Origin of the sequence: Sphingopyxis sp. NFH-91 (assembly GCF_021401285.1) — a bacterium.
GTDB lineage: Bacteria > Pseudomonadota > Alphaproteobacteria > Sphingomonadales > Sphingomonadaceae > Sphingopyxis > Sphingopyxis terrae_A.
This window is the reverse complement of record NZ_JACBGA010000002.1, coordinates 135586-162245: the sequence shown is the minus strand read 5'-3', so window position 1 is coordinate 162245 and position 26660 is coordinate 135586. Positions and strand designations below refer to the sequence as shown.

Here is a 26660-nt window from a genome sequence, read left to right as displayed (position 1 = left end):
TTCGCTTCCCCTTCGGCTGGGCGTCGGCAATCGCTTCCAGCTTTGCCTACGCCTCGATCTGTCCTTCGTGCAAGCGCCACACGCGATCCATCCGCGCCGCCAGCCGTTCGTTATGCGTCGCAACCAGTGCGGCAGAACCATGATCGCGGACGAGTTTGACGAACTGGTCGAACACGCGGTCCGCCGTCGCTTCGTCGAGATTGCCCGTGGGTTCGTCGGCGAGCACGAGCAGCGGCCGGTTCGCCAGCGCGCGCGCCACCGCAACGCGCTGTTGCTCGCCGCCCGACAGCTTGCTCGGCTTGTGGTGCAGACGCTCGGCGAGTCCGAGCCGGCCGAGCAGGTCGGCAGCGCGCTCTTCGGCTTCGGCCTGGCGCGCGCCGCGAATGAGCTGCGGCAGCACGACATTCTCGACCGCGCTGAAATCGGGGAGCAGATGGTGGAATTGATAGACGAAGCCGATCTTCTCGCGCCGCGTGGTTGTCCGCGCGCTCTGATCGAAGCGCGTCACATCCTCGCCATCGATGCGGATTGTGCCCTCGAAACCGCCTTCAAGCAGGCCGACCGCCTGCAGCATCGTCGACTTGCCCGATCCCGACGGGCCGAGCAGCGCGACGATTTCGCCGCGCTTCAGCGCCGCATCGATACCGCGCAGCACATGGATGGTAACGTCGCCCTGCGTAAAGCTGCGCTTCAGGTCGACAAGCTCGAGGACGACATCATTCATAGCGCAGCACCTGCACGGGATCGGTATTCGCGGCCTTGAGCGCCGGATAGAGCGTCGCGAGGAAGCTGAAGACGATCGCCATCACCGCAATGCCGACGATTTCGAACGGATCGGGCTTCGACGGCAATTCGGTCAGAAAGCGGATCGACGGATCCCACAGCGGCTGCCCGGTGATGAATTCCGCTCCGCGCAGCACGCCGGCGCGGAAGTAAAGCAGGCTGAAGCCGATGATCATGCCGACAATGGTTCCCGCAACGCCGATCGACAGGCCGATCGCCATGAAGATGCGCATCACCGCATCGCGCGGCGCGCCCATGGTGCGCAGGATTGCCATGTCGCGCGTCTTGGCGCGGACGAGCATGATGAGCGAAGAGATGATGTTGAAAGCGGCAACGAGCACGATCAGCGACAGGATCACGAACATCGCGACGCGCTCGACCGACAGCGCCTCAAACAGACTGCTATTCATCGACCGCCAGTCCGAAATCACCGCCTGCGCCGCGACCTTTTCGGCCAGCGGCTGCAGTATCTCGCCCACCTTGTCGGGATCGGTCGTCTTGATCTCGATCATTCCCACCTGATCGCCGGTGAGCAGCAGCAGCTGCGCATTCTCCATCGGCATCACGACATAGGCCTTGTCGAAATCATAGACGCCGATCTCGAAGATCGCCGACACGCGATAGGCAATCTCGCGCGGCACCGTTCCGAACGGCGTCGACCGGCCTGCGGGATTGATGATCGTGATCATCGACCCGACCGTCGCGCCCAGATTACGCGCCAGTTCGCTGCCGATCGCGACATTGTCGGTGCCAGGCTTCAGCGAATCAAGGTTGCCCTGCAAAACCTTGCCGTTGAGCACGCCGTTGCCGCGAATGTCGGCGACGGTCATCCCGCGCACCAGCACCCCCTCGACGCGCCCGTTGAAGGTGGTGAGCAAGGGTTGCTCGATCAGCGGGGTTGCCGACACGACGCCCGGCGTCGCCTTCACCTCCTTGAGCAGATCGCGCCAGTCGTCGAGACGGCCGCCGAAGCCCTGCACCACCGCATGGCCGTTCAGCCCGACGATCTTGTCGAACAGGTCGGAGCGGACACCGTTCATCACGCTCATCACGATAACCAGCGCCGCGACCCCCAGCATCACCGCGGTAAAACTGAACGCCGCCGCGACGAAGATGAAGCCTTCGCCACGTTGCGGAAGCAGATAGCGTTTGAAGATGGCGCGTTCGTAAGGACGCAGGATCATCGGGCGGACGCCCCTTCATGCGCGGTGCGCGTTGCGGTCATGCCGCCGCTTTAGGGGGCGTCCGGGCCGCTGGCAATGGTCACCGTGGGGCACAATTCGCTGCGAATGATTCGCAGAATATGTTGCCAAACGGCCACAGGGCGGTGCAAAAGCGCCGCAGCCTGTCGACGAATGGGTGACAAAGCCCGGCGCGGCGCATAGCCCAATGGCTTCTGGTTCAACGCGGCGCAAGGCCCGGTTCCAGGGAGTGCAGGCCGGTCGCCTGGCCTGTGCACAAGGGGGATGGCGACGTTCGTCACAGGCGCCCGGGTCTCGCATGAGGCCCGGGCGTTGTGATTCCGGGCCATCGTGCTGCCGGACCTCCGCGCCGCCCTAATTTGCGCCCGCACAGCTTCTCCACATCGTCCATCGCCAGCTTCACCCCAGCCAACCCACAAGAGGTGCCAGCTTTTCCGCCGAAGCTGGAGTAGAAATTCCCGATATGGGGATAGGAAGCGGACGAGAGACCGTCCCATTCGGCATTGGCGGCTAAGCCTTGATGCCATCCAGTATCGACTGTGCTTCGGCCCGGATTTGCTCCATTTCAGCTGCTGCGAGCATGGCCTCGGCATCACCGGAAGTTACATCGACGAGGTCGCAAAATCTTTCCGCAAGAGCCATGATCCGCGCATCCCAATGACCGAATACCGGTCTTCCGGACTTGAAATTCAGCGCCAAGTTGCTGCTGAACCGAATGGAATGGCATAGCTCTTCAGGAACGCATACTACGCTCTGGTCTCGCCCCATCCAGTAGTATTCTTGAAAGCCTTTGTCGCTTAGCTCTCTAAGAGCCTCTAAAACTATTCCCTTGTTTGGTTTAAACATGTCGGGGAATGCCTGCTACGATGATCGGTAACGACATCTTGGCAAATTGAGCCAAAGTCCGCAATGTCGGTCTTTTGCAGTCATCAATCATAGTCGTCCAAGCTATCAACAATGATCAATTAAAATAGCAACACGCTAACCCGTTCATTTACGGCCAAAAAGTCGCTCTACGTCCGCCATCTGCAGTTTCACCCAGGTCGGACGGCCGTGGTTGCACTGGCCCGAATGGGGCGTCACTTCCATCTGGCGGAGCAAGGCGTTCATTTCGGCGACATTGAGCGGACGCCCGGCGCGCACCGACCCATGACACGCCATCGTCGCCGCCACGAGTTCGAGCCGCTCGGAGAGGCCCAGCGCTGCGTCATAGCCCGCCAAATCGTCGGCGATATCGGTGACGAGTTTGTGGCAGTCAATCGCGCCCAGCATCGCGGGCGTCGCGCGCACCATCACCGCCGCGGGGCCGAAGCGCTCTATCTCGACCCCCAGCGCGGAAAGCTGACCCGCAGCCGCTTCGAGGCGATCGCACGCCGGCTCGTCGATCTCGACGATCTCGGGCAGCAGCAAGCCCTGCGACGGCACCGCCTGCCCCGCCATGCCGCGGCGCAATTGTTCGAGCACCAGCCGCTCGTGCGCCGCATGCTGGTCGACGATGACCAGACCGTCCTCGGCCTCGGCAACGATATAGGTGTTGGCGATCTGTCCGCGCGCGATGCCTAGCGGATGGTCGGCGGCGACCGGCGGCGGCGCTTCGGCCACTTCGGCTCGCCCTGCGATCGGCGCGGCGGCGCCCGCAAAGGTCATCATCCGGTCATAGACGCGCGCCGCGTCGGCGGGCGGCGGCGCGGCATCGGCGCCGAACAGATGCACCGCGCGCTCGCTGCGCTGGCCGAACAGAAATCCGGTCGTCGGCGCCGGTGCGGCCGGTTCCTGCTGCCACGCCGCGAGCGCGGCTTCGGCAGGGCGCTGGACGCTGCGAAACCCCTGTTCGTCGAGCGCGCGGCGCAGCCCGCCGACGATCATCCCGCGCACAAGCTGCGGATCGCGGAACCGCACTTCGGTTTTCGCCGGATGGACGTTCACATCGACCTCGCTCGTCGGCAGATCGAGGAAGAGCGCGACGACCGGATGGCGATCACGCGCGAGCAGATCGGCGTAGGCGCCGCGCAATGCCCCGACGAGCAGCCGGTCCTTCACCGGACGGCCGTTGACAAACAGATATTGATGGTCGGCGATACCGCGGTTGTAGGTGGGCAGGCTGATCACGCCGCCGAGCCGGACCTCGCCGCGCTCGACATCGACTCCGATGCTGTTCGCCGCCAGGTCGCGCTGGGTCAGTGCCGCGACACGGCTGAGACGATCCTGGCCGCCCTGGACGTCGAGCACGCGGCGCCCGTCATGCTCGACGGTAAAACCGACGTCGGCGCGCGCCATAGCCAGACGTTTCACGACATCGAGGCAGGCGGCATATTCGCTGCGCGCGCTACGCAGAAACTTGCGCCGGGCAGGCACGCGCGCGAACAGATCCTCGACCATCACCCGCGTGCCCTTGGCGAGCGCCGCCGGCCCTTCGGCGATGAGGCTGCCATTATCGATCACACGGCGCCACCCGTCCGCGCCCGCAACGCGGCTTTCAAGCGTCAACCGCGCAACGCTGGCAATCGACGGCAAGGCTTCGCCGCGAAAGCCCATTGTCGTCACTTCCTCGATCGCATCGGTCGGCAATTTCGAGGTCGCATGGCGCTCGAGCGCGAGCGCCATGTCGGACGCGGTCATCCCGCACCCGTCGTCATCGACTTCCAGCCGCAGAATTCCGCCCTCGGCGATTCGCACCGCAATGCGAGTCGCCCCCGCATCGAGGGCGTTTTCGACGAGCTCCTTGAGCGCTGCGGCGGGTCTTTCGACCACTTCACCGGCTGCGATCCGATTTACTAGCTTTTCCGGCAGGCGGCGTATTGACATGGGGGCTGTCCTAGCGCAGTCGGACGCAAATCGCGACCCATCCGCTCAGCCCTAATCATTTTGTCCAGCCACCCCGTCCGGGAAGAGCCGGAATCTCCCCCTGATTGGTCCTGTGCCGGTAGGCGCGCGGGTTCACATTCGATGGCGGCAGGACCAGACCGACCCGGCTGGCACGTGCCGATGACAGGAAGCAGTATCGATGTCCTTCTTTTCCCGTTTTCTGAAGTTCAATTCCCAAGACATGGCAATCGACCTCGGCACCGCGAACACGGTCGTTTACGTGCGCGGCAAGGGCATCGTGCTCAATGAGCCCTCGGTCGTCGCGGTCGAGACGCTGAACGGGATCAAGCGGGTCAAGGCGGTCGGCGACGATGCCAAGCTGATGATGGGCAAGACGCCCGACAGCATCGAGGCCATCCGCCCGCTGCGTGACGGGGTCATCGCCGACATCGATGTCGCCGAACAGATGATCAAGCACTTCATCACCAAGGTGCACGGCGGCAAGGCCAACGCGTTTCGCAGCCCCGAAATCGTGATTTGCGTGCCGTCGGGTTCGACCAGCGTTGAACGCCGCGCGATCCGTGACGCCGCATCGAACGCCGGGGCAAGCCAGGTGTGGCTGATCGAGGAACCGATGGCGGCCGCAATCGGCGCCGACATGCCGGTTACCGAACCGATCGGCTCTATGGTCGTCGACATCGGCGGCGGCACCACCGAAGTCGCGGTGCTCTCGCTGCGCGGCCTGGCTTACACGACCTCGGTCCGCGCCGGCGGCGACAAGATGGACGAAGCGATCGTCTCCTACGTTCGCCGCCATCACAATCTGCTGATCGGCGAATCGACCGCCGAGCGGATCAAGAAGGATTTCGGCATCGCGCGCGTGCCCGCCGACGGCGTCGGCATGACGATCCACATCAAGGGCCGCGACCTCGTCAACGGCGTGCCGAAGGAAATTTCGATCAATCAGGCGCAGATCGCCGAAGCACTGTCCGAACCGATCGGCACGATCGTCGAAGGCGTGCGCATCGCGCTCGAAAACACCGCCCCCGAACTCGCAGCCGACATTGTCGACCAGGGCATCGTGCTCACCGGCGGCGGCGCTTTGATCCGCGAACTCGACGAATTGCTGCGCGACGCAACCGGCCTGCCGGTGACGGTCGCGGAAGACCCGCTGACCTGCGTCGCGATCGGCACCGGCCGCGCGATGGAGGATCCCGCCTTCCGCGGCGTGCTGCAGCAAGCCTGATCGCGGACAGACGGTCCATGGTTCGCCCGGCACATCGGCGTCCGGGGCAATCCCGAAAGGCCCAGTACAGCCTGTTCGCCGCCTATGTTATTGCGATAACGGGCGCGCTTGCGGGGCTGCTTCTGGCGATCCTTTCGGTCGCCGACCCCGTCGGCTTTGCCGCCCTGCGCGTCGCCAGTCAGGAAATAACCGCGCCGATCGCGCGCGGCACGCGGTCGGTGATCGGGTCGATCTCGGGCGTCGACGACACTGTGTCGGCCTACGTCGGCGCGGGATCGCAGAACCGCCGCTTGCGCAAGGAACTGGCCGAGGCGCGCCGCCGTCTCGTCGCGACCAGCGCGCTCGAAGAGGAAAATCGCCAGCTCAAGTCGCTGCTCGGTCTGCAGCAGACCGATCGCTCGGCGCTCGCCCATGGCTATCTGCTCACCTCGACCTCGACGAGCAGCCGCCGCATCGCGCTGCTCAGCCTCGGGCGCAACCGGGGTGTTTTGGCGGGCCAGCCGGTACGCGGCGCCGACGGCCTGATCGGCCGCGTGCTGACCGCCGGGCCATCGGTGTCGCAGGTGCTGCTCCTTACCGACGTCGAAAATGTCGTGCCGGTGCGCCGGGCGCGTGACGGCCTGCCGGCGCTCGCAACGGGCCGCGGCAACGGCGATCTCGACGTTCGCACGCTCAACATCGCGAACAATCCCTTCAAACCCGGCGACATCCTTGTGACGTCGGGAACCGGCGGCCTTTATCCTCCGAACATTCCGGTCGCCATCGTCGTGCGGCGCCAGGACGATGGCGCGCTCGCGCGTCCGCTGGCCGACCCGGCAAAGGTCGATGCGGTAGCGGTGCTGCGGCCCTATACGCCCGATAATATCGAGGCGCAGGCGGTGCCCGCCCAATCCTCCACGGCGGCCGGCGCGCCATGAACCGGCACGGACAGCGGATCGGCGAGCCAGCCTCGCGCTGGCGGATGCAGGTCGTGCCGATCGCGACGGTGATGATCGCGTCGGCGCTGCCGTTGATGCTGCCGCTCGTCGCCAGTTCGCCCGTGCTGCCCCCGCTCGGTCTCCTCTTCTTCCTGAGCTGGCAACTTCTGCGTACCGAAATGTGGCCGGTGTGGATCGGTCTGCCGCTCGGCCTGTGGGACGATCTGTTCAGCGGCGCGCCGATCGGCACAGCCATCGGGCTGTGGACCGCCGCGAGCATCGCGATCGCCTATCTCTCGCAGCGCATCTATTGGCGCGGCTTCCTGCACGACTGGGCGATCGGCGCGCTGCTCGTCGCCGCTGTTCAGGCGCTTGCGGTGCTTATCACCTTTCCACACGCTCCCGCCGGGCATATGCTCGGCCTCGTGCTGCCGCAGATCATCATTTCGGTGCTGCTGATGCCGCTGTTCCTCCGCCTGACCGGCAAGTTTGACAATTTCCGTCTCAAGCGCCGATAATCGCCCGCCTCCCGCCCCCGCCTTAGCCTTCGCCCCAGATTGCCAACGAATTTCCGCTTTCATGTCCCGCAAGAAAAGTCCGCCCATTACCGAAGCCTGGAGGGGCCTCACCTTCACGCGCCGCACCCTTGTCGTCGGCGGCGGACAAATCGCCGTGGGCGCCGCGCTCGCGGCGCGGATGGGCTATATCTCGATCATCGACAATGATCGCTATGTCCTTGAATCCGAAAGCAACCGCGTCAATCTGACGCTCATCCCGCCGCGTCGCGGCTGGATCGTCGACCGCCACGGCAAGGCGCTTGCCAACAACCGCGTCTCGCTCCGCATCGACATCATTCCCGATCGCATGCACAGCAAGGAACTGGTGCTGGGCCAGCTCCGCACGTTGTTGCAGCTCGACGGCGACGCAATGGCGCGCATCGAACGCGACCTCAAGGCGGCATCGGGATTCCAGCCGGTTGCGGTTGCGGAGGACGTGACCGAGCAGCAATATGCATCGATCCTCGTCCGCCTCCCCGACCTCCCCGGCATTGCCCCGACGCGCGGTTTTGCCCGCAACTATCCCACCGGCGCCGCGGTCGGCCACCTGATCGGCTATGTCGGCGCCCCGACCGCCGAGGAATATGAAAAGGTCAAGGATCCGCTCTTCATCACCCCCGGCTTCAAGACCGGCAAGGACGGGCTGGAGAAATATTTCGAGGAATTGCTGCGCGGCAAGGCCGGCGCCAAGCGCGTCGAAGTCACCGCGCGGGGCAAGGTCGTGCGCGATCTCAGCACCCAGCCCGACACGCAAGGCAAGACCGTCCACCTGACCATCGACGCCGATCTGCAGGAATATGCCGCGCGCCGCATGGGCCCCGAATCAGGGGCGGCGGTCGTCATCGACTGCCTCAATGGCGACATCCTCGCCTTCGTTTCGATGCCGTCTTTCGATCCGAACAGCTTTTCGGACGGGATCAGCAATGCCGAATATGGCTGGCTGCGCGCCGACGATCACCAGCCGCTGATCAACAAGGCGACCCGCGGCCTCTACCCCCCGGGATCGACGCTGAAGCCGATGGCCGCGATCGCCGCGATCGAACATGGCATGGACCCGAGCGAACGCCACACCTGCATCGGCGGCTATCGCCTCGGCAACCGTTTCTTCCGCTGTCTCGGCACCCACGGCAGCGTCGACATGCCGACCGCGATCATGAAAAGCTGTAACAGCTATTTCTATTGGGTCGCCGACCGGCTGGGCTATGACGCCATCGCGCCGACCGCGAAGATGATGGGGCTGGGCGAGGAATTCCAACTTGCCGGAAGCAACCAGCGATACGGCACGATTCCCGACAGCGCGTGGAAGATGAAAAAATACGGCCAACCCTGGTCGGCGTCCGATTCGCTGAATGCGGTGATCGGCCAGGGCTATGTCAGCGTGAACCCGCTCCAGCTCGCCGTCATGGCGTCGCGTATCGCCTCGGGCCGCAAACTCTACCCCCGCCTCGTCAGCCGGCAATTCTCGAACGAGCCTTTGCCCTTCTCAGCCGAAGCCTTTGCGACCGCGCGCGAGGGGATGAACCGCGTCGTCAACGCCCCCGGCGGAACCGCGGGGCGCAGCCGCCTGCCGCTCGACGGCATCCAGATGGCGGGCAAGACCGGCACGGCCCAGGTTCGCGGCCTCAACACCGGCAACGGCAAGGGCGGCACGTGGAAATTTCGCGATCACGGCCTGTTCATTTGCTTCGCGCCGGTCGAAAATCCGCGCTATGCCGCGTCGGTCATCATCGAACATGGCATGGGCGGCAGCCGCGCGGCGGCGCCCGTTGCCAAGGACATCTTCACCTTCCTCTACGACCGTGAAAAGGCGATGGAGGCACTGACCGCCTTTGAGGCCGGCTGGGGCGGCACGATCAAGGAGCGGATGGACCGCGACTATGCTGCGTGGAAGGCGGGTATCGCGCGCCCCGATCCGGGGCTCGCGCAATGATCCCGGTTCCGCCCGCCGTCCAGCGCATCCCCTGGAAGCTGATCGCACTCCTGTCGGCGATCACCGGCTTCGGCCTGCTCGTCCTCTATTCGGCCGCCGGCGGCAGCGTGACGCCCTGGGCGCTCCAACAGGGGGTGCGCTTCATCGTCTTCCTGCTCGTCGCGCTCGCGATCGGGCGCATGCCGATCCGCATTTTCGAAGATTTCTCTTACCTTGGCTATCTGGGCGTCGCGCTGCTTCTGCTTGCGGTCGAAGCGCTGGGTTTTGTCGGCGGCGGCAGTCAGCGATGGCTCAATCTCGGATTCATGAACCTCCAGCCGTCGGAACTGATGAAGGTCGCGATCGTCCTCGCTCTCGCGCGCTTCTACGCCCAATTGCCGCCGGGCAGCACGCGCACCTTCAACGCCTTGTGGCCCGCGCTGGTGATGATCGGCATCCCCGCCGCGCTCGTGATGCTCCAGCCCGACCTCGGCACGGCGCTGGCGATCTGCGCCAGCGCGGCGATCGTGATGTTCGTCTCGGGCCTTCCGCTGTGGTGGTTCGGCAGCGCCGCGCTCGCGGGACTGGCCGCGTTGCCGATCCTCTTTTCGATGCTGCACGACTATCAGCAGAAGCGCGTGCTGATCTTCCTCGACCCCGAAAGCGATCCGCTGGGCGCCGGCTATCACATCAGCCAGTCGAAGATTGCGATCGGATCGGGCGGACTGTTCGGCAAGGGCTTCCTCAACGGGTCGCAAAGCCACCTCGATTATTTGCCCGAAGGGCATACCGACTTCATCTTCGCCACCATGTCGGAGGAATGGGGGCTGGTCGGCGGGCTGTTGCTGCTCCTCGGCTTCTTCTTCCTGCTGCGCTGGTCCACGCGCGTCGCGCTCGACGCGCGGACGCGCTTCGGCCAATTGACCGCGACCGGCCTCACCATGACGATCTTTTTCTACATCGCGATCAATCTGGGAATGGTGATGGGGCTGGCGCCGGTCGTCGGTATCCCGTTGCCGCTCTTCTCCTATGGCGGATCGTCGATGCTGACGATCATGACCTGCATCGGCATCATCCTCGCGATCGAGAGTGACAGCAAGAAGCGGCACAGCCGGCTGAGCTGACGACGCCAGCGGCGCCGCGACCGCGCGTGCCGCTTATTCGTGCCGCAGCGCGTCGATCGGATCGAGCTTCGACGCCCGGCGCGCCGGATAATAGCCGAATGTTATCCCCATCAAGGCGGAGAATAGGAAGCTCATCACATTGACGACCGGATTGAAGATGAAGGGCACGTCGATCACGCTCGCCATCCCCCAGGACAGGATGAAAGCGAAGGCGATGCCGACCGCACCGCCGAAACAGCACAGCACGACGGCCTCGGTCAGAAACTGGAGCTGCACCTCGCGCGCCAGCGCCCCGATGGCGAGACGGATGCCGATCTCGCGCGTCCGTTCGGTGACCGAGACAAGCATGATATTCATGATCCCGATCCCGCCGACAAGCAGGCTGATCCCCGCGATCACCGCAACCATCGCGGTCAACGCGCCGGTTGCCGCACCGAGCGCCTGATTGACCTGCGCGGTATCAACGATGTTGAAGTCGTTGGTGGCCGCGCCCTGCAACAGGCGCCGCTCGCGCAGCAGGCCGACGAGCGAATCCTGAATGGCGGTGCTGGCGTAGGCGCTGTCATATTTGATCACGAAATATTGGATATCGTCGCTGCCGGTGAAGCGGCGCTGCGCCATTTTCAGCGGGACCATCACGACATTGTCGCTGTCCTGATCGGGACCGCCGCCCTCGCCGCGTTCCTTGAGAACGCCGATCACGGTGCAGGACACGTTGTTCAACCGGATATTTTCGCCGAGCGGACTGCTCCCGGCGACGAATATCGCCTTTTGGACCTTGGGCCCGATCAGGCACATATTCTTGCCCGCGCTTTCCTCCTCGTTCGTGAACGCGCGGCCGCTTTCGATCTCAATCGACCGGGCGCGCAGGAAGTCATTGCCGACGCCCTGCACGGTCGTGCGCCAGCTCTGCCCGTTATGAAAGGCCGTGACGCTGGACGACACGCTGCCCGACACATCGACGACGCCGGCGATCTGCCTGCTCACTGCATCAACATCGGCTTGCTTGAACGGCCGCGGCCTGCCGCGATCGCCCTGCACGGGAAAGACGATCAGCACGTTAGACCCCAGCGAGGATATCTGGTCCTTGATCGATGCCGTGACGCCATTTCCGAGCGTCACCATCGTGATCACCGCCGCGACGCCGATGATGATGCCGAGCGTCGTCAGGAACGAACGCAGCAGATGGCGCCGTATCTCGCGAAAGGCGAGCAGGAGCGTTGCGCCGAACATCAGGCGGGTTCCTCGCTGCGGGTGCGCCTGCCGCGTTCGACCCGTTCGACCAGCCCGTCGCGAAAGCGCACGATGGTGTTGGCAAAGGCTGCCATTTCCTCCTCATGCGTGACCATCAGGATGGTGATGCCTTCGCCGTTCAGGCGCGTGAGCAACTGCATGATCTCGATCGAGCGTTCGGTATCGAGATTGCCCGTAGGCTCGTCGGCGAGCAGCACGTCGGGCTGGGTGACGAGCGCCCGGGCGATCGCCACCCGCTGCTGCTGGCCGCCCGACAATTCGGCCGGCGTGTGATCCGCCCAGGGCGCAAGACCCACCTGATCGAGCGCGCGCATGGCTGCGGCGTGGCGCTCGCTCTTCTTTTCGCCGCGATAGAGCAGCGGCAGTTCGACATTTTCGACCGCGCTGGTGCGGGCAAGGAGATTGAAGCCCTGAAAGACGAAGCCCAGATAACGCCGCCGCAGCAGGCTGCGCTGATCGCGATCGAGCGCCTGCACCTCGACCCCGCGAAAGCGGAACACGCCGCTCGTCGGGACATCCAGGCAGCCGAGGATGTTCATCGTCGTCGATTTGCCCGAGCCCGACGGCCCCATCACCGCGACGAAATCGCCGCGCTCGATCCGCATGTCGACGCCCTTGAGCGCCTGAAAGGCCGCCTCGCCCCGGCCGAAGGTCTTCGTTATCCCTTCGAGTTCGATCAGCGGGATCTCGGGGGGCGTCACTGGCCCGTCGCCCCCTTGCCCGTCACCACCTTCATGCCGGGCCGAAGCCCCTTGGCCGTCACGGCGGTCAGGCGGCCGTCGCTCTGCCCCGTCACAACGTCGACGGGCTTCAGCGTCCCGTCGGCCTGAAGCACCCAGACGCGCTGCTGGCTGCCCACGCCGATCGTCGCGCGCTGTTCATTCTTTTCCAGCCCGATTTCGGGATTGAGCACGCCGCCCTTTTCCTTTTCCTTCGCATCGGGCTGAAAGCGCAGGGCCCCGTTCGGAACCAGCAATTGTTTGCCGGTGCTGCCCGTCGCAATGGTCGCCGTCGCGGTCATCCCCGGACGCAGCAGCCCGTCGCCGTTGGCGACCGCCAGCCTCGCCTCATAGCTGACGACCGCATTGGCGGTTGCGGTGGCCGTCTGCTGGCTCGCCTGCGAAGCCGTGTTGCTCGACGCCTGATCGACGCGCTCGACGACCGCGGGAAAGCGACGACCGGGATAGGCATCGACCGTGAAGTCGGCCTTCTGTCCGGTCTGGACCTGTCCGACGTCGGCTTCATCGATCTCGACGCGAAGCTGCATCGCCGACAGATCTTCGGCGATGATGAACAGGGTCGGGGTGTTGAAACTTGCCGCGACAGTCTGCCCGGGCTCGACCTGGCGCGCGAGCACGACACCCGAAACGGGCGAACGGATCTCCGCGCGGTTGCGGTTGGTCACCGCCGACGACAATTGCGCCTCGACAGCGCGGACATTCGCCTGCGCCGCGGCAACGACGGCGGTATCGCGCTTCACTGCCGCGCGACCCTGATCGAGTTCGACCCCTGAGGGAACCTTGCCGCCCGAGATCTTGAACACATTTTCCAGCCGCGCGAGCTGCGCCTTGTCGACGTCAAGCGTCGCCTGCGCCTGCGCCACCTGCGCGCGCGCCGCGTTGAGATTGGCCTCGGCCTGGGTGATCTGGTCCTCGATCACGTCGGTGTTGATCTGGGCGAGGACCTGCCCCTTGGAGACGCGGTCGTTCACATCGACATAAATGTGATCGATCTTGCCCGACACTTCGGACCCGACCTCGACCTGATTGGTCGGCCGCAGATTCCCGGTCGCCGTGACGCTGAGCGTCAGCGACTTCTCGGTCACCGGCTCGGTGATATATTTGGCCTCGCCTTTCCCGCGCGAACAGGTTGCCATCGCCAGCAATATGAAGAGTATCAGCGCCGCCGGCAGCCAGTATTTCATCCAGCGCCGCCACTTGGGGCGCGGCTTCGCGCCAAGAAAATCCTCGAGTTCCTGCGTCGCAGTGCCGGTATCGGTCATTCGCTAGTCCCCTGTGTCCGAACGCCGGCATCCGGATCGAGATTGGTCCCGTCCCAACCGCCGCCGAGCGCCTGGTTGAGGCTGATAAAGGCGTTGGCCCGCTCGGCCTCGCTCGCCGCCAGCGCGTTGCGGGCCGCGAGCAACTGGTTCTCCGCAGTCAGCAAAGTCTGAAAGTCGATCAGGCCCGCCTGATACTGGCTGCGCGCCAGCAGCGCGGCATTGCTCGCCGCATCGCGCGCCGCTGCGAAAAGGACAACGCGCTCGCCCGCCGCGCGCTGGGCGGCGGCGGCGCTCTCGACATCTTCCAGCGCGCCAAGGATCGCCTTTTGCCATGCCGCAAGCGAAGCCTGCGCGGCTGCATTGGCGGCGTCGACACCCGCGCGCGCGCGGCCGCCGTCAAAGATCAGCTGGCTGATCCCCGCAAAGAGCCGCCCGGTTATCACATCGAACAGATTGCCGATCCCGAACGAGGCGGTGCCGAGGTTGCCGGTAAGGTTGACCAGCGGCAGCATCTGCGCGCGTGCAACGCCGATGCGCGCCGTGTCGGCGAGCAGCGTCGCTTCCGCCTGGCGGACGTCGGGGCGGCTGCGCAGCACGGCGGCCGGCGCATCGAACCCCACCGCGTCCGGCGGAGCCGGAATTGCTTTTGCTTCGCCCTCGATCGCCGTCCGCACCGGGCCGGGTGCTTCGCCGATCAGGGTCGAAATGCTGTTCGCCGCCTGCGCGAGATCGCGTTCAAGCGCCGGAATGCTCGCCGCAGTCTGGGCCCGCTGCGCGGCGGCCTGCTCGACATCGAGGCTCGATACGAGGCCGGCCTCGCGTCGCCAGCGCGCGATCTGGAGATTATCGTCCTGAATGGTCAGCGTTTCGCGCGCGATCGCGAGTTGTACCGCGAGCGTTCGCGCCGAAACGGTGGTCTGCGCCACCTGTCCCACGATCAGGCGCTGCAGGTCGGCAAGGCCATAGCCTGCGGCGGCAAGATCGGCCCGCGATGCGGCGACATTGCCGCCGATGCGTCCGAAAAGATCGATCTCCCACTGCGCGTCGGCGCCGAGCGAATATTGCAGCCGCTCGTCGGCCAGATCGCCGACATCGCGCTGCACGCCTCCGGAGGCCGTGACCTGCGGGAAATAGCCCGCGCGCGCTGCGCGCACACCCGCACGCGCCTGCACCAGGCGCGCCGCCGACTGGGCAATATCGCGATTATTCTCCAGTGCGCGCGCGACATAGGAATCGACCAGCGGATCGTTCAGCCGCGTCCAATAGGACGCAGTGGCGGCCGGGCGGCTTCCCGATTCGACCGACCATTGCTCGGGAACGGGAAGGCCCGGCCCGGACGGATATTCGGTCGGCGCCGAAACGCAGCCCCCAAGACCGCCCGCCATCAGGGCTATTGTCAGCCAGCGCCGTCCCGTCTGCATGCGCCCCTCAAAGTCCCACCGCGGATGCAAAAATTACCGCGCTTGCCGGACGGCAGACCATAAATTGCTGGAATACGCAAGCTTTCGGGCGCCGCGCAAGCCACCCGATGCCTCCATTTTGGTCGCCGACGCTCCCCCATTCCCGACATTTCCCGGCGCCGCCGTCCGACGCCCTCAACGCAAAAGCCCGATCGCACGCCTTACCCAAGCAACGTAAATTGCCTTTTGCGAAAAAATATTGCCGAAGCCCATTGCCATGCCTGAACGAGCATGATAGCGGGCCGCTCTCTTCGCAGCACAAAGCCTTTTTGGCCGCCGCGAAGTCCGCCGAAAACCGGCATGTGGACGCATAGCTCAGTTGGTAGAGCAGCTGACTCTTAATCAGCGGGTCCTAGGTTCGAGCCCTAGTGCGTCCACCAATTTTTACATATTTGCGAATTACTTAGAGAGCTCGCGAAGTTTGGCGAAGGCCGCCATGTGCGTACTAGGTAGCTCTCTAGGTAGCAGCATGCGAACTTACCATCGAGCATGGTCAAGCTACTTTTGGGCGATTCAGGAGCCGCCCTGCGGGCGAGCCAGGAGGACGTCAGGCCTTGAGCGAGTCGTGGCTAAAACTGACGACCGTGGCTAGGGCTAATTCCAAGCTGCTCCGAACCAGTATGCTCCCTTTTAATGGCCACCACGAGCTGCTGTCTTCGACCGGGTTGTCCTATCCGCCTAAGCACTCAAGACCCGTTCGATCACTCGATCTAGGATGTCTACACTCTGGCGCTGGATGCCAAGCGAGTTAAGGTTTACCGAGTGTTCCGTGAAAATTGACAGACGGTTCTTGATGGGGTCGATCATCATTCGCCGTTGAAAAATTTTGGAGGGGGCAACCTGATATGAAGGTCTCCGCGCAAGCCTTGTTCGACTGTTGCTGCGCCTTTTTTGATACTACGATCCAGAAGAATTTATCAGGATGATGCAGCGTAACGTGTCAGTAGCAAAGAGGCTTGGAAGCTCACCGGTCCTTGCATGGTCTTTTTTTTGCATTTGCTTAAGCTTGGCGTATGCAATTGTTTTCCTTCTGACAGAAACACTTATTGGATGGCGCGAGGCGATTTTGTGGGCGATCTGCAATGCTGCCCCCCACGTCATCCTGGCCGTGCCTCTCGTCGACCGAATCGCGCCCCGACTGGTCATGCAACGAATCCCCATCGCGCTTGCCGCATCCACCCTCGCGATAATCGTTTATGCGCTGGCAGCCTACGGCGCGGCCGTCTTCCTGTTGGCCCTCACCGGCGGTGCGCGGACGGAGGGGATTTTCGTCCGGTTTTTCTCCGGGCCGGCCCTGCCCTGGCAGATATTCCAGGGGTCTGCCTACGGCACCATAGCCTTGCTCACGGGCCTCTGGCTCGATGCGCGCCGCCGCATCGATGCTCTGGAACGCGTGCCGGCATTGGTCGAGGCGAAAGTGCAGCGCTGGCTGGTCAAGACACCGGAGGGCATCGTCCCCATCGATCCGGCAGAGATCGTGCGCATTGAGGCGTCCGGCGAATATTCCCGAATCGTGCTGCCCACCGGCCCGATCCTCTCGCGGATCGGCATGGCGGCCTGCGAGAAGCGTCTTGAGGGGCAAGCCTTCCTGCGCGTGCACCGCTCCCACATCGTCCGCTCCGATGCTATCGCTCGGGCCGAGCCTGCCGGGAACGGGCGGCTCCAGCTGACGCTCGTCAACGGCGACCAATTGATCAGCAGCCGCGAGGGCGCACGCTTGATCCGATCTGCGGCGATCTGATTGCACATAGGCGTGTCGATTCATCCGCATTCGGTGTCGATTGAATGCATTTTTCCCGATCACCTCGCTCCGCGCTCCATCGCGGCGTCATCGCCTGATGGAGCCCCCCCTTGAGACCAGCATACCTTTTTGCCGTCGCTCTTTTCGCTGCCAGCCCCTTCGCCATCGCCGCTGAACCCGGTTCCGATAGCGAAGCGATCAGTCCTGCGCACATCAACGCGCGCGACACCTATTACCTCGGCGAGATACCGCGGATCACAATCAACGATCTGCGGCCGGGCGAGCTGGTGGGCGTGCATCTCTTCCGGGTGGTCAATCGCTGGCTGCCGGACGGAAAGGGTGGTTGGCGGAACGAGCCCACGCCGATGCATGGCTGGGCGCAGATCAGAGCCGATGCGCAAGGGCGGATCGATCTCGCCACCGCCATCCTGGAGGACGGTACGAGCAAGGCCGTGGGCCCCGCCACCCTGTTCTGGTCGGCGCGCCGGGCGAGCGATCCGCTGGTCGCCGCGCAGGCCTTCGCCCGGAAAGGCGTGACGCTCAAGGACGATGGCACGCACCTGCTGCGCGTCACGCGCGGCGATGCCGTCATTGCCGAGCGGCGGCTGCGCATCAATGTCGAACGCCCTGATGCCGCCATGACCCGGATCGAGATCCGCACGCCCGAACTGAGCGGTTTCTTCGCGGCGCCCGTCGGCGCGCGCAGGCTGCCGGTGATTCTCCACCTCCACGGGAGCGAAGGCGGCAGCACCGCCAAGGCCCGCGACATTGCCCAGCGCTATGCCGAAGCCGGGTTCGCGACGCTCGCTATCAATTACTTCGCGTGGGACTACGAGGCTGGCGGACTGCCGGTACCCAATGCCCATCGCAATATCCCGATCGAATTGCTCGATCGCGCGCGCACGTGGCTGGCAGATCGCCCGGAAGCCGACACGGCGCGGATCGCACTTGTCGGCAACAGCAAGGGCGGCGAGTTCGCGATGGTCGGCGCGGCAGCATACCCATGGGTGCGCGCGGCGGTCGGCTGCGTGCCGAGCGATGTGGTGTGGGAAGGCTATGGCGCCGCCACATGGGACGGCAGCGAGGTCCGCTCCCTCCCCGAGCCCGGCACCTATTCGAGCTGGTCGTTCAAGGGCAAGCCGCTCGCCTACATTCCGACCTATGCCGACCGGCGAGACGGGTTCCTCGACAACACGGACCGCTATGACCGCGCCCGGGCCGAATTCAGCGGCGAGGCCCGCGCCGCGCGCATCCCCGTCGAGCGGACCGGAGCAGCCCTGTTCCTCATCGGCGGCGAGCGCGACCGGACCTGGTCGAGCGGGGCCATGGTTCGCAGCCTCGTCAATGCAATGGACGCTGCCGGCAAGGCTTCGCAGGTGGAAGCCTTCGTTGCCCCCACCGCAGGGCATTTCCTGTGCGGCGACGGGCTCTATCCGCACCGCGCGTGGCAGGAAGACAACGCCTCATCCTACGCGCCCGATATCGATGCGCAGGGCGCAGCGGAGTTTGCCGCTTACGAAGCCAAGCTCGCCTTCCTGCGGCGGATCTTGCGCTGAGCATTTGCGCAAGAAGTGTAGGGTCGGCGGGTTTGACCTCTGCGCTCTGGGCTGCAAGGCGGGGGCAAGCAAACATCCGGGGCGAACGTGACCGAAGCTGGTGTCTACGGCGAGCGATACGAAGCGCGGATTGCGCGTGCCATCGCCCATGTCGAAGCCCATCCCGAAGAGACGGTGACGCTCGACCGGCTAGCCGCGATAGCATGCCTCTCGCCCTTCCACTTCCACCGCGTGTTCCGCGCGCTGACCGGCGAGAGCCTGCGAAGCTTTACCGAGCGCCGCAGACTGGAACGGGCGATCGGCCTTGCGCGGCGTGGAGCATCATGGAAGGTTGCGTCCGCTGCCTGCGGTTTCGCCTCACCAGTGAGCTTTGCGCGCGCCTTCAAGCGGGTTTACGGCGTGCCTCCCTCTGTCTTCGATCGCGAGGCGTGGTGGCGCAAGCGACCCGACCGTGGTGAGGCCAAGGCGATCTCGGCGTTCTTCCTGCGCGAGGCACCGCCGCTCGATCCCGCCTTCGCGGTGACGCTCGAGGAACGCCCTGCGGTGCGGCTGGCGGCCGCGCGCGTATGGGGCGGCTATCTTGCGCCGGACAGGCTGATCGCGGCCTATCGACGGCTGCGCGCCTGGGCCGACGAACAGGGGCTCGAAACCCGCGGCGGAAGCATTGTCGGCGCCTCACGCGACGATCCCGACCTGACGCCGCTGTCCCGCTGTCGCTATGATTTCATGATCGCGCTGCCCGAGGGTCTCGTCCCACCGCCGCGCTTTGCCGTGGTGGAGCAGGACGCAGGACTTTGGGCAAGCACGCGGGTGAAGGGCGATCTTGCCGCCGTCGATAGGGCGTGGTCGATGCTGTTCAAGAGCTGGCTTCCCGCATCCGGACTCGACCTGCGCGATGCCCCGGCCGAGGAGGCCTATCTCCGATTGCCCGAGGACATCGGCTGGGAAGCATTCGATCTCGAATGCCGCGTGCCGGTCGCCTATCCCCTAGACGGAGGTCATCATGCCTGATCCCAGAACGATCTTGCTTGCCGGGCTGCTGTCGGGCGGCGGCGCCATGGCGTGGACGCTGTTTGAATTCGCCATGGGCTGGCACAACCAGAATCTCGATGTGGGGGAGAAGACCGGCTTTGTCGCGATCATCTTCCCGGTCATTGCAATTGTCTGGGCCTTGCGCAGGTCGCGGCAGGCGGCGGGCGGGCAAGTGACGTGGCGCAGTGCGTTTACAAGCGGGCTGGGGGTTTCTGCCATCAGCGCAGCCATCGGCCTCGCCTTCTTCGCGGCTTACTATACGATTATCAATCCGGGGTTCGTGACAGCAATGCAGGCGCGCGGGGCAGCGGTCGACGTGCCGTCGCAGCTGGCTGCAGTGGTCATCGGCTCGTTCGTGGTGGGCATGGCGATCACCGCCGTTGCCACGCTTGTGTTGCGCAAGGGAGGGCGGAGGCCATGAGTGCGGCATTTCTCGAAATCTTCGCCGAGCTGCGCGCGATCATGCTCGAAGCCGCACCCGGAATGACAGTTGCCGAGGACAGCCCGGGCAACGTGACGCTCAAGACCCACTGGATCGAGGCACGCACCGGTCAGCCCGCCTGGTTCGGGTGGATCGCGATCAAGAAGTCCTATGTCGCCTACCATATCATGCCGCTCTACACGCTTGCAGCGCTGGAGGCGGCTGTGCCCGAGGGGCTTGCAAAGCGGCGGCAGGGCAAGACCTGCTTCAACGTCAAGAAAGCGGATGAAGCCGTATTCGCGCAGCTTCGGCAACTGACCGTGCTGGCGGCACGGATGGAACCAGACCTGCGCGCCGCCATCGGAGCCTGAGCCGCTGCCGCACTCAGCAGCGGATCGCCTTGCCGGCCGCGCGAAACGCATCGAGCGCCCGGGTCGCCGCCTCGGGCGGTTCGGCCCCGACCTCGCCGCCCAGATGCCGCGCGAAGAACACTTCGGTCGCGCGGGTGATCGCCAGCGAGGTTTCCTCGTTGGCGAAGCTGTGACCCTCGTTTCCGGCCAGCAGGTAATCGACATCGATTCCCCGTGCCCGCAGCGAGCAGACGATCCGGTCGGACTGGTCCTGCCGCACGCGGGGATCGTTGGCACCCTGGAAGATCAGCAGCGGTGCACGCATCGCTGCTGCATGGGTAAGCGGCGAGCGTTCGCGCATGAGTGCGGCATCCCCGGGCCGGTCGGGATTGCCGACGAAGCGATACCACGAGCGCGGCAGGAAAGGCTGCCAGCTTGGCGGAAAGGCGCGCACGAGCGTTTCCAGATCGGCCGGCCCGGCAAAGTCCACCGCGCAGCGGTAAGCAAATCCGCCTACGCGCGAAATGCCGGTGAGCGCGGCAAATCCGCCATAGGAGCCGCCCATGATGCACACCCGCGCCGGATCGGCCCAGCCCTTGCGGATAGCAAGCCTGACCGCATCGTCGACATCGTCGGACATCCTCGCTCCGAACTCGCCCACGCCGCCCTCGAACACTCGCTTGCCGAGACCCGTCGATCCGCGGAAGTTGACCTGGATGACGGTGTAGCCGCGGTTGGCATAGAACTGCGTTTCGCGCTCGAAACTGGCGGCATCGCGGGTCCAGGGGCCGCCGTGGACCGCAACGATGGTCGGACCGGGCCCGCGGCTTGCCAGCGGGCGGGTGACATAGCCGAGCAGCGGCAGCCCGTCGCGGGCGCGCAGCCGGAACGGTTGGGTCGGCGCGAAGGCGTAGCCGGCCAGCTCGGGCCGTGTTTCGGCAAAGACCGATGCCTTGCCGCCACTCACCACGATGAACCGCCCGGGCCGATTTCCGGCGTCGGTGTAGAACAGCGAGACCTTTCCATCGGCCGACCGCGACTCGAGGCTGAGGCTGTCGCCGGGCGCCACCCGGCGGGCCAGACGGACCGCTTCGGCGAAGCCGCCTTCCAGCGGCGTGAGATCGCTCGCGATACGCGTGCAGGCGGTCGCGATCGGTCCTGCGGCGTCCTGCAGGATGTCGTCGACATCGAAGCTGCCGCAATCGCCGCCGTTCAGTCGCCGGGGCCTGCCTCCAGAAAAGCCGATGAGCATTGCACGCTCCACGTTGCCGTCGCGATTGCTCCGCACGATGACGGAACGCCCGTCGGCATGAATGCCGAGGATCCTGAAGCGCTCTGCGGCGGGTGCCGTGTAAAGGCGAACGAAGGCACCGTCCGCCGCCGCACGCCCCCACAGCTCGAGCGATCCGTCCGGCGTGATTCGCCCGGCCGCACGCACGGCGCCCGACCCATCGGCAAAGAACTCGGTATAGCCCGCATCATTGCGCAGCACTTCGCGCACCGTCCCTGCCTCGGGGTCCACAGCGTAGACATCGGCGTATTCGGGATCGCGCCGGTTGATCGCGAGGAGCAGCGGCCCCGCCTGCCCTGCGGGCATGCGGAGAATTTCGGCATTCGCGCCGGCAAACGGCGTCAGGTCGCGCGTGCTGCCGGGGGTGGCGGGATCTATGCGGAACAGGTGGTAGCCTTCGTCTCCGCCGCTGTCCTGCAGGACCAGCAGCCACCGCCCGTCGGCCGACCAGCGCACATTGTCGATCGAACGATCAGGATTGCGCAGCACCAGCCGGCGCGGGCCTGCCAATGGGCCGACATGGACGGCACCGCGCCCGTCCACAGTCTCTATGGTCGCCACCTGCGTGCCATCGGGCGATACAACAGCGGCCGAGATCGCCGGTGCCTTTGCCAGAATGTCGAACGGGATCAGCGGGACCGCGGAAAGCGGTGTGGCAACGGCAAGCAGCATGCTCGAAAACATCGTGGCGGGCCTCTCCGGAAACATCTATGCCCTCCTCCTATGATGCGCGGGAAGCACTCGTCTTGAACGAAACGGAAGAGACGGCAACCAATTGGAGCAGCCCGCTCCAGCCAGCGCTGCGTCCGTGGATCCGCATGGCCATCCAGCGCCGTGCATCCGCTCCGCCGACGCAGTACCGCATCTTCCCGAACATGAACTGCGAGATCTTCGTCAATTGCGGCGCGCATTTCTCCAATGCGCGCAGCGGCGATCCGCTGCGCGCCCTGCCGCTGGCGAGCGTGTTCGGACCAAAGACCCGGTCCTTTGATCATGCCACCGGCGCGTGCTCGGACTGGTTCCTGCTCCAGTTGACCCCGCTGGGCGTGCGAGACCTGCTCGGTTGCCCGCTCGCCACGCTGGTTGATGGCGATCACCATCTTGCCGCAGTCGCGCCCCGGGCCGCCGGGCTGGCCGAACGCATCGCCGAAGCTCCGGACTTCGCCACCAGGATGCGGATAGTCGAGGACTGGGCGTTGGCGCGGCTCGACCCCGCTACGGTGTCGAGCCGGACGGGCGCCTTGTCCCTTGTTCATGCGATCATGCTGAGCCGCCCGACGTCCCCGGTCGCCGCGATCGCCTCCCGGCTCGGCCTGGGGACCCGGCAACTTCGCAACATTGCGCGCGACGAGTTCGGGATCAGTCCCAAGGCGCTGCTCGGTCACGCACGCTTCGAATACGCATGGACCACGCTGTACCGCACGGGCTCAATCAGCCAGGCCAGCGCCCTCTTCGCCGATCAGGCGCATCTGACGCGCGTGTTCCAGCGCTACGGGCAGCTCACGCCGGCCCAGTACCGTCGCCTGAAAACGAACGGGGACCCGGTTCGCAATGGCGTGGACCGGAGTTTTGCCGAAAGACTGGGGGTCACGCTCGACTGAAGGCCGACGGCAGTCAGCGCGGGACGAAGCCCATGATGGCGAGCATGTTTCCGTCGGGATCGGAAAACTGCTGAAGCCGCAGGAAGCCTGCCGGGGTTGACTGCACCGTCTCCACCGTCCCGACCAATGCGGCTTCGCTCGCCCCGAGACGACCGAGGGCGGCTGTGAAGTCATCGACATGGAAATAGAGAATGCCCGCCGGCCGCTCGGGCAGTTTGCGCGCGGTGTCGCGCGCCAGCATGAGCCGCGTGCCGGCGACATCGAAGAACAGCATATCCCCCGCTTCGAACAGCAGCGGCAGTCCGAGCCGGTCCCGGTAGAATACGCGCGCAGCGTCGAGATCGGTTACGGTCAGGGCGACCTGCTCGAACTGGGCCTTTGCCAGCACGGGAGATTTTCCGTCCTCTGCGCCGACAGCCATCGGCGTGACGGCAAGCGCCAGTGCTGCAATGCATTTCATCATCGGCCTTCTCCTGCATTGGGAGCCACCACGCTCATCAGCCCGAGGCTGCCGCCGTCGGGATCGGCAAAAAACGCCATCCATTCCTCACGCCCGTCGGGATGGACGTGGATGCGGTGCGGTGCGCTCAGGATTGTGACGCCTGCGGTGCGCAAGCGTTCGGTTTCGGCAGCGATATCACTCACGCGGAAATAGAGGATCGCGTTCGATGCGGCGTCGCCTGCAGACAGATAGAGACGAACGCCGCCGCAATCGAAAAAGACGGCGTTGGGAAATCGCATGACCTCTTCAAGGCCGACAATGTCGCGGAACCAATCCGCCATGGCATCGAGATCGCGCGCAGTCCGGGACACCTGCCCCAGCGACCAACCGTCTGGATCGGTGCCCGGCCTTGCGGTCGCCATGGCACTGTCGGCCCTCACGCCCGACCACTGTCGCAATTCGCGGCGCGACCGGAGCCCGAGCTTGCCCAGCGCATTGCTCACGTGAAACTTGACCGCATCGGCTGAGAGCCCGCAAAGGGAGGCGATTGCCGGATTGGTCAATCCGTGTCGGACGCCCTCAACCACCCGCCATTCGGCGGGCGTCAGGACGTCGGTGTGCGCTGGTCTGCCTCGCTTTGCCATGATGTCGGTCTTAACGGGTATTTACAGGGATTACCCTACCCGGCGGCAGCTATTCAGCTGTGGGCTGTTTAATCCGTTTCGACGGGTTCACGCGTTGGTCGGTTTGTCGCCAAATAGCTTACCGAGAATAATTCTTCCCGCGATTGCCCGTTTTGACGACCCTGATTGACCGCGTCCGGCTGAAGCTGAGATCCAAGGGCAACTGGCTGAATAACTTCCTCTGGGTCGACAGCCGTCACTGCAGAAATCAGGCCGCTCATGGAGGCTTTCCCCCGCTTCTAGGGAACTGCTGCCGTCCGGCTATCGACCCCAAAGCGGTCATCGGACACGTTCAGAGCCCTTACAGCAATCGCCGCTTGAAGTTGACCCTGCGTCAACCGCTACACAGGGGGCATGAGTGATTCGTTCCCCATCGATGAAGTCGTCCGCCGGACCGGCCTGACCTCGCGCGCGTTGCGCTTTTACGAAGCGCGCGGGCTGATCACGCCGCTGCGCACCGGATCGGGACGGCGCTGGTTCGGGCCCGAGGAGCTCGAGCGGATCCAGAGGATTGTGGCGCTCAAGAAGGCCGGGCTCAGCCTCGGCGACATCAAGCGCCTGTTCGATCGCAAGCCGATCGACCTTGCCGCCCTGCTAGGCGCGCAGCGTCAGCGTCTCGCCGAACAGGCCGAGGAGATCGCCGACGCGATCGACCTGATCGACACCGCATTGTCCCGCATCGGCCGAGGCGAGCCGCTCGATGCCGCGACGCTTTGCTCGCTCATTCGTGACGGAGAAAAGCTCATGACCGACCAGACAAAGGCCTGGCAGGACGTGGTGGATCAATATTACACCCCCGAAGAACAGGCCGAATGGCGCGAGCGCATGGCCGATGCCCCCGAGTTCAGCCAGGAGGCCTATCAGGCCCAGTGGCGCGAACTCAGCGCCCGGATCGAAGCGGCGCTGCCGCTTGAGCCGGACAGCGAGGCCGCGCTCGGCTTCGTGCGCGAATGGTTCTGCTTGCTCGAACCATTCAGCCGCAACGCGACCCCTGCGATGTGGGAGGGCACCACTCGCATGTATGCCGACATGGCGCGCTGGGAAGGCAAGGTCGATCCCGGCTTCAGCAAGCCGGTGTGGGACTTCGTCATGACCGCCACGCGCGCGGCGTTGGCGCGGGGCGAGGATATCGGCCCGATGCCAGCGTGGTTCGCGCGACCCACCGGGCAGGAGGGCTGAGCCATGCGCAAGGCATTGAAGCGCACCGCCATCGCGCTCGGCGTCGGGGCGGCTCTGGTCACGGCGGGCGGGGCATGGCTCGCGGCGCAGCCCTGGGGGCCGCCGGTCGAGCTGGTCGAGCCGGTGGCGGGCGGCACGCCGATCCGCCTGCCGGAACTGGTCGGCAACTACTATCCCGGAGTGGGCGAAGGGCCCCGCCCGGCGATCCTGCTTCTGGGCGGATCGGAAGGCGGCCTGGGCGCAGCCGCCGACGGGCAGGCGCGCTTGCTGGCGAAGGAGGGCTTCTCGGTCCTTGTGCTGGCCTATTACCGCCTGCCCGGCCAGCCCCAGCGCTTCGAGCTGATCCCGCTCGAGACCTTCACCCGCGCGCTCGACTGGCTCAAGGCGCACGAGGGCGTGGAGCCTGCGCGTCTTGCCATCATGGGCACCTCCAAGGGAGCAGAGGCTGCGCTGCTGGTGGCAAGCCGCAGAACCGATATCAGCGCGGTCGTCGCAGCGGTGCCCTCGCAGGTCGCATGGCAGGGCTTCGACTGGAGCTTTGCTCCGGTCAACACCTCGAGCTGGAGCGAGGGCGGCAAGCCCGTTCCCTTCCTTCCGATCACGACGGTGGGCTGGAACGGCGACATCTATGGTCCGGCGCTTGCCGACGCGGCTAAGCACCCCGAAGCGGCGATCCCGGTCGAACAGATTGCCGCCCCGGTGCTGTTGCTTTGCGGCGAGGAGGACAAGCTGTGGCCCTCGTGCCCGATGGCGCGTGCGGTCAAGGCGCGGCGCGACGGAGCGGCAGGGTCTCTGGCAACGACCTTACTGGCTTACCCGGATGCAGGCCATTTCGGCGTCGGCCCTGCGCTGCCTGAAGGCCGTGACGTGCTGGCATTGATCACGATGTTCGGTGGCAGCGCGCAGGGCAACGTCGCCGCGCGTGCGGACGGATGGCCGCGCACGATTGCCTTCCTGAAGCAGGCTATGGCCTCTCGCGCGATGAAGGTGAAGCGGCGATGACGATCAATCCCTAGGTGCTGCTGCTGGGCGCGATCATGTTGGAGGTCGTCTCGACCAGCCTACTCAATGCCTCGCCGCCCCTGAACTGGTGCCGTTGCCGCAG

The 26660-nt window shown here is 65.1% G+C and carries 25 protein-coding genes and 1 tRNA gene; 14 read left to right on the top strand and 12 right to left on the bottom strand.

What is annotated here, in order from left to right; translation table 11 throughout:
- Nucleotides 1-46: 46 nt before the first annotated feature.
- The 4 genes from L0963_RS05730 to mutL all read right to left on the bottom strand — a co-directional run bounded on the left by L0963_RS05730 (nucleotide 47) and on the right by mutL (nucleotide 4790).
- Complete coding sequence (locus tag L0963_RS05730; RefSeq protein ID WP_186402087.1) at nucleotides 47-724, bottom strand: ABC transporter ATP-binding protein; 678 nt, start codon at nucleotides 722-724, stop codon at nucleotides 47-49.
- A complete protein-coding gene (locus L0963_RS05725) occupies nucleotides 717-1967 on the bottom strand; it encodes a lipoprotein-releasing ABC transporter permease subunit (protein WP_062902626.1) in 1251 nt (416 codons plus the stop codon). Before L0963_RS05725 ends, L0963_RS05730 begins: the two co-directional genes overlap by 8 nt.
- A 528-nt stretch (nucleotides 1968-2495) precedes the next feature.
- Nucleotides 2496-2831 carry a hypothetical protein gene (locus L0963_RS05720; RefSeq protein WP_234178760.1) on the bottom strand — a complete coding sequence of 112 codons (336 nt, stop codon included), beginning with the start codon at nucleotides 2829-2831 and terminating at the stop codon, nucleotides 2496-2498.
- Between the two features lie 144 nt (nucleotides 2832-2975).
- The gene (mutL, locus tag L0963_RS05715) at nucleotides 2976-4790 is read right to left on the bottom strand and encodes a DNA mismatch repair endonuclease MutL (protein ID WP_186402089.1); all 1815 of its coding nucleotides are present in this window, start codon (nucleotides 4788-4790) and stop codon (nucleotides 2976-2978) included.
- A gap of 199 nt (nucleotides 4791-4989) precedes the next feature.
- On the opposite strand from mutL, the gene L0963_RS05710 reads away from it, so the two are divergent.
- The 5 genes from L0963_RS05710 to rodA all read left to right on the top strand — a co-directional run bounded on the left by L0963_RS05710 (nucleotide 4990) and on the right by rodA (nucleotide 10543).
- Entirely contained in the window at nucleotides 4990-6036 is a 1047-nt protein-coding gene (locus L0963_RS05710; protein WP_003043744.1) for a rod shape-determining protein, read from the top strand.
- Between the two features lie 17 nt (nucleotides 6037-6053).
- On the top strand, nucleotides 6054-6953 hold the full coding sequence (gene mreC, locus L0963_RS05705) for a rod shape-determining protein MreC (RefSeq protein ID WP_062902629.1): 900 nt from the start codon (nucleotides 6054-6056) through the stop codon (nucleotides 6951-6953).
- Entirely contained in the window at nucleotides 6950-7471 is a 522-nt protein-coding gene (locus L0963_RS05700) for a rod shape-determining protein MreD (protein ID WP_234178758.1), read from the top strand. Before mreC ends, L0963_RS05700 begins: the two co-directional genes overlap by 4 nt.
- Before the next feature lie 61 nt (nucleotides 7472-7532).
- Nucleotides 7533-9440: a penicillin-binding protein 2 gene (mrdA, locus tag L0963_RS05695; protein ID WP_062902631.1), complete on the top strand. Its 1908-nt coding sequence runs from the start codon at nucleotides 7533-7535 to the stop codon at nucleotides 9438-9440.
- Complete coding sequence (gene rodA, locus L0963_RS05690) at nucleotides 9437-10543, top strand: rod shape-determining protein RodA (RefSeq protein ID WP_186402090.1); 1107 nt, start codon at nucleotides 9437-9439, stop codon at nucleotides 10541-10543. The genes mrdA and rodA overlap by 4 nt, the downstream gene beginning before the upstream one ends.
- A gap of 33 nt (nucleotides 10544-10576) precedes the next feature.
- Here rodA and L0963_RS05685 read toward each other — a convergent pair whose 3' ends face one another.
- From L0963_RS05685 to L0963_RS05670, 4 genes are read right to left on the bottom strand one after another with little or no spacing between them, the layout of a single operon-like run.
- A complete protein-coding gene (locus tag L0963_RS05685) occupies nucleotides 10577-11776 on the bottom strand; it encodes an ABC transporter permease (RefSeq protein ID WP_062902633.1) in 1200 nt (399 codons plus the stop codon).
- The gene (locus L0963_RS05680; protein WP_003043762.1) at nucleotides 11776-12498 is read right to left on the bottom strand and encodes an ABC transporter ATP-binding protein; all 723 of its coding nucleotides are present in this window, start codon (nucleotides 12496-12498) and stop codon (nucleotides 11776-11778) included. The genes L0963_RS05685 and L0963_RS05680 overlap by 1 nt, the downstream gene beginning before the upstream one ends.
- Complete coding sequence (locus L0963_RS05675; protein WP_186402091.1) at nucleotides 12495-13799, bottom strand: efflux RND transporter periplasmic adaptor subunit; 1305 nt, start codon at nucleotides 13797-13799, stop codon at nucleotides 12495-12497. The genes L0963_RS05680 and L0963_RS05675 overlap by 4 nt, the downstream gene beginning before the upstream one ends.
- On the bottom strand, nucleotides 13796-15220 hold the full coding sequence (locus L0963_RS05670) for an efflux transporter outer membrane subunit (RefSeq protein WP_186402092.1): 1425 nt from the start codon (nucleotides 15218-15220) through the stop codon (nucleotides 13796-13798). The genes L0963_RS05675 and L0963_RS05670 overlap by 4 nt, the downstream gene beginning before the upstream one ends.
- Before the next feature lie 343 nt (nucleotides 15221-15563).
- Between L0963_RS05670 and L0963_RS05665 the strand changes: the two genes are divergently transcribed.
- The 6 genes from L0963_RS05665 to L0963_RS05640 all read left to right on the top strand — a co-directional run bounded on the left by L0963_RS05665 (nucleotide 15564) and on the right by L0963_RS05640 (nucleotide 20380).
- Nucleotides 15564-15639: transfer RNA gene (locus L0963_RS05665), tRNA-Lys, on the top strand.
- A 626-nt stretch (nucleotides 15640-16265) separates the two neighbouring features.
- Nucleotides 16266-17000, top strand: coding sequence for a LytR/AlgR family response regulator transcription factor (locus tag L0963_RS05660; protein WP_234178757.1), 735 nt, complete (start codon nucleotides 16266-16268; stop codon nucleotides 16998-17000).
- A 110-nt stretch (nucleotides 17001-17110) separates the two neighbouring features.
- On the top strand, nucleotides 17111-18556 hold the full coding sequence (locus L0963_RS05655) for an acyl-CoA thioesterase/bile acid-CoA:amino acid N-acyltransferase family protein (protein ID WP_234178756.1): 1446 nt from the start codon (nucleotides 17111-17113) through the stop codon (nucleotides 18554-18556).
- Between the two features lie 87 nt (nucleotides 18557-18643).
- Nucleotides 18644-19567 carry an AraC family transcriptional regulator gene (locus tag L0963_RS05650; protein ID WP_234178755.1) on the top strand — a complete coding sequence of 308 codons (924 nt, stop codon included), beginning with the start codon at nucleotides 18644-18646 and terminating at the stop codon, nucleotides 19565-19567.
- Nucleotides 19560-20009, top strand: coding sequence for a DUF4199 domain-containing protein (locus L0963_RS05645; RefSeq protein ID WP_234178754.1), 450 nt, complete (start codon nucleotides 19560-19562; stop codon nucleotides 20007-20009). Before L0963_RS05650 ends, L0963_RS05645 begins: the two co-directional genes overlap by 8 nt.
- Complete coding sequence (locus L0963_RS05640) at nucleotides 20006-20380, top strand: hypothetical protein (RefSeq protein ID WP_234178753.1); 375 nt, start codon at nucleotides 20006-20008, stop codon at nucleotides 20378-20380. Before L0963_RS05645 ends, L0963_RS05640 begins: the two co-directional genes overlap by 4 nt.
- Nucleotides 20381-20393: 13 nt before the next feature.
- Here the strand turns inward: L0963_RS05640 and L0963_RS05635 are convergent, their stop codons facing one another.
- The gene (locus L0963_RS05635) at nucleotides 20394-22322 is read right to left on the bottom strand and encodes a S9 family peptidase (protein WP_234178752.1); all 1929 of its coding nucleotides are present in this window, start codon (nucleotides 22320-22322) and stop codon (nucleotides 20394-20396) included.
- Between the two features lie 74 nt (nucleotides 22323-22396).
- Between L0963_RS05635 and L0963_RS05630 the strand changes: the two genes are divergently transcribed.
- Nucleotides 22397-23251: a helix-turn-helix domain-containing protein gene (locus tag L0963_RS05630; protein WP_234178751.1), complete on the top strand. Its 855-nt coding sequence runs from the start codon at nucleotides 22397-22399 to the stop codon at nucleotides 23249-23251.
- Between the two features lie 13 nt (nucleotides 23252-23264).
- Here L0963_RS05630 and L0963_RS05625 read toward each other — a convergent pair whose 3' ends face one another.
- The 3 genes from L0963_RS05625 to L0963_RS05615 all read right to left on the bottom strand — a co-directional run bounded on the left by L0963_RS05625 (nucleotide 23265) and on the right by L0963_RS05615 (nucleotide 24597).
- Nucleotides 23265-23714 carry a VOC family protein gene (locus L0963_RS05625; RefSeq protein ID WP_234178750.1) on the bottom strand — a complete coding sequence of 150 codons (450 nt, stop codon included), beginning with the start codon at nucleotides 23712-23714 and terminating at the stop codon, nucleotides 23265-23267.
- The gene (locus L0963_RS05620; protein ID WP_267960521.1) at nucleotides 23711-24337 is read right to left on the bottom strand and encodes a LuxR C-terminal-related transcriptional regulator; all 627 of its coding nucleotides are present in this window, start codon (nucleotides 24335-24337) and stop codon (nucleotides 23711-23713) included. The genes L0963_RS05625 and L0963_RS05620 overlap by 4 nt, the downstream gene beginning before the upstream one ends.
- A 68-nt stretch (nucleotides 24338-24405) precedes the next feature.
- Complete coding sequence (locus L0963_RS05615) at nucleotides 24406-24597, bottom strand: hypothetical protein (RefSeq protein ID WP_234178748.1); 192 nt, start codon at nucleotides 24595-24597, stop codon at nucleotides 24406-24408.
- Between the two features lie 133 nt (nucleotides 24598-24730).
- Here L0963_RS05615 and L0963_RS05610 point away from each other — a divergent pair, with 133 nt between their 5' ends.
- Both L0963_RS05610 and L0963_RS05605 read left to right on the top strand, forming a co-directional pair.
- Nucleotides 24731-25555: a MerR family transcriptional regulator gene (locus tag L0963_RS05610; protein WP_234178747.1), complete on the top strand. Its 825-nt coding sequence runs from the start codon at nucleotides 24731-24733 to the stop codon at nucleotides 25553-25555.
- Between the two features lie 3 nt (nucleotides 25556-25558).
- Nucleotides 25559-26557 (top strand): acyl-CoA thioester hydrolase/BAAT C-terminal domain-containing protein, encoded by a 999-nt coding sequence (locus tag L0963_RS05605; RefSeq protein WP_234178746.1) that lies wholly within the window; start codon nucleotides 25559-25561, stop codon nucleotides 26555-26557.
- The last annotated feature ends 103 nt before the right edge of the window (nucleotides 26558-26660 follow it).

What these genes read in the sequence shown, in the direction of transcription:
- L0963_RS05730 (WP_186402087.1), bottom strand. Translation starts at nt 724, where the DNA reads ATGAATGATGTCGTCCTCGAGCTTGTCGACCTGAAGCGCAGCTTTACG.
- L0963_RS05725 (WP_062902626.1), bottom strand. Translation starts at nt 1,967, where the DNA reads ATGATCCTGCGTCCTTACGAACGCGCCATCTTCAAACGCTATCTGCTT.
- L0963_RS05720 (WP_234178760.1), bottom strand. Translation starts at nt 2,831, where the DNA reads ATGTTTAAACCAAACAAGGGAATAGTTTTAGAGGCTCTTAGAGAGCTA.
- mutL (WP_186402089.1), bottom strand. Translation starts at nt 4,790, where the DNA reads ATGTCAATACGCCGCCTGCCGGAAAAGCTAGTAAATCGGATCGCAGCC.
- L0963_RS05710 (WP_003043744.1), top strand. Translation starts at nt 4,990, where the DNA reads ATGTCCTTCTTTTCCCGTTTTCTGAAGTTCAATTCCCAAGACATGGCA.
- mreC (WP_062902629.1), top strand. Translation starts at nt 6,054, where the DNA reads ATGGTTCGCCCGGCACATCGGCGTCCGGGGCAATCCCGAAAGGCCCAG.
- L0963_RS05700 (WP_234178758.1), top strand. Translation starts at nt 6,950, where the DNA reads ATGAACCGGCACGGACAGCGGATCGGCGAGCCAGCCTCGCGCTGGCGG.
- mrdA (WP_062902631.1), top strand. Translation starts at nt 7,533, where the DNA reads ATGTCCCGCAAGAAAAGTCCGCCCATTACCGAAGCCTGGAGGGGCCTC.
- rodA (WP_186402090.1), top strand. Translation starts at nt 9,437, where the DNA reads ATGATCCCGGTTCCGCCCGCCGTCCAGCGCATCCCCTGGAAGCTGATC.
- L0963_RS05685 (WP_062902633.1), bottom strand. Translation starts at nt 11,776, where the DNA reads ATGTTCGGCGCAACGCTCCTGCTCGCCTTTCGCGAGATACGGCGCCAT.
- L0963_RS05675 (WP_186402091.1), bottom strand. Translation starts at nt 13,799, where the DNA reads ATGACCGATACCGGCACTGCGACGCAGGAACTCGAGGATTTTCTTGGC.
- L0963_RS05670 (WP_186402092.1), bottom strand. Translation starts at nt 15,220, where the DNA reads ATGCAGACGGGACGGCGCTGGCTGACAATAGCCCTGATGGCGGGCGGT.
- L0963_RS05645 (WP_234178754.1), top strand. Translation starts at nt 19,560, where the DNA reads ATGCCTGATCCCAGAACGATCTTGCTTGCCGGGCTGCTGTCGGGCGGC.
- L0963_RS05640 (WP_234178753.1), top strand. Translation starts at nt 20,006, where the DNA reads ATGAGTGCGGCATTTCTCGAAATCTTCGCCGAGCTGCGCGCGATCATG.
- L0963_RS05635 (WP_234178752.1), bottom strand. Translation starts at nt 22,322, where the DNA reads ATGCTGCTTGCCGTTGCCACACCGCTTTCCGCGGTCCCGCTGATCCCG.
- L0963_RS05625 (WP_234178750.1), bottom strand. Translation starts at nt 23,714, where the DNA reads ATGATGAAATGCATTGCAGCACTGGCGCTTGCCGTCACGCCGATGGCT.
- L0963_RS05620 (WP_267960521.1), bottom strand. Translation starts at nt 24,337, where the DNA reads ATGGCAAAGCGAGGCAGACCAGCGCACACCGACGTCCTGACGCCCGCC.
- L0963_RS05615 (WP_234178748.1), bottom strand. Translation starts at nt 24,597, where the DNA reads ATGAGCGGCCTGATTTCTGCAGTGACGGCTGTCGACCCAGAGGAAGTT.
- L0963_RS05610 (WP_234178747.1), top strand. Translation starts at nt 24,731, where the DNA reads ATGAGTGATTCGTTCCCCATCGATGAAGTCGTCCGCCGGACCGGCCTG.
- L0963_RS05605 (WP_234178746.1), top strand. Translation starts at nt 25,559, where the DNA reads ATGCGCAAGGCATTGAAGCGCACCGCCATCGCGCTCGGCGTCGGGGCG.